Genomic DNA, 1,200 nt, shown 5'->3' with positions numbered 1-1,200 from the left:
CGATCAATCCCAGCTCAACGCCCCGCCAGTCTGATACTCGATCACGCGGGTCTCGAAGAAGTTCTTCTCTTTCTTCAAGTCCATGATCTCGCTCATCCACGGGAACGGGTTGGTGGTGCCTGGGTATTCTTCCTTCAAGCCGATCTGCGACAGACGACGGTTGGCGATGAACTTGAGGTAGTCCTCCATCATCGCTGCGTTCATGCCCAGCACGCCGCGCGGCATGGTGTCGCGTGCGTATTCGATCTCCAGTTGGGTCCCTTGCAGGATCATCTGGGTCGCTTCTTCCTTCATCTCGGTATCCCACAGGTGTGGGTTTTCGATTTTGATCTGGTTGATCACATCGATGCCGAAGTTCAGGTGCATCGACTCATCGCGCAGGATGTATTGGAACTGCTCGGCCACGCCGGTCATTTTGTTGCGACGGCCCATGGACAGGATCTGGGTGAAGCCGCAATAGAAGAAGATGCCTTCCAGCACGCAGTAGTAGGCGACCAGGTTGCGCAGCAGTTCCTTGTCGGTGTCAACGGTGCCGGTTTCGAACTTCGGATCGGAGATCGAGCGGGTGTACTTCAGGCCCCAGGCGGCTTTTTTAGCGACCGATGGGATCTCGTGGTACATGTTGAAGATCTCGCCTTCATCCATGGCCAGCGATTCGATGCAGTACTGGTAGGCGTGGGTGTGGATCGCCTCTTCGAAGGCCTGGCGCAGGATGTACTGGCGGCACTCCGGGTTGGTGATCAGGCGGTACACGGCCAGGACCAGGTTGTTGGCCACCAGCGAATCGGCGGTGGAGAAGAAGCCCAGGTTGCGCATGACGATGCGACGTTCGTCGTCGGTCAGGCCTTCGGGGTTTTTCCACAGGGCGATGTCGGCGGTCATGTTGACCTCTTGCGGCATCCAGTGGTTGGCGCAGCCGTCGAGGTACTTCTGCCAGGCCCAGTCGTACTTGAACGGCACGAGTTGGTTGAGGTCGGCGCGGCAGTTGATCATGCGCTTTTCGTCGACAGCGACACGGGCGGAAGCGCCTTCGAGCTCGGCCAGGCCTTCGGCAACGTCGAGTTTGTCCAGGGCAGCCTTGGCCCGCACGATGGCGGCGGAGTCATTGGCGGTCACGGCGCGGGCTTCGATGGCAGCGGCGGCGCCGGCACCGTCGAGGCGGTCCATGTTGGCTTCGGTGGCGTGGCCGGCGTTGGCGCC

The 1,200-nt window shown here is 60.2% G+C and carries 1 protein-coding gene; it reads right to left on the bottom strand.

Annotation, left to right across the window (positions count from 1 at the left end; all coding sequences use genetic code 11):
- Positions 1-3 precede the first annotated feature (3 nt).
- A complete protein-coding gene (locus FIV38_RS29785; protein ID WP_083335483.1) occupies positions 4-1,167 on the bottom strand; it encodes a ribonucleotide-diphosphate reductase subunit beta in 1,164 nt (387 codons plus the stop codon).
- Between the last annotated feature and the right edge of the window lie 33 nt (positions 1,168-1,200).

Source organism: Pseudomonas proteolytica, from assembly GCF_007858275.1.
Taxonomy (GTDB): domain Bacteria; phylum Pseudomonadota; class Gammaproteobacteria; order Pseudomonadales; family Pseudomonadaceae; genus Aquipseudomonas; species Aquipseudomonas proteolytica.
This window is presented reverse-complemented; position numbering and strand designations above follow the sequence as displayed.

Bases quoted from the DNA above. Each gene is read 5' to 3' on its own strand.
- FIV38_RS29785 (WP_083335483.1), bottom strand. From the start codon at position 1,167: ATGGACCGCCTCGACGGTGCCGGCGCCGCCGCTGCCATCGAAGCCCGC.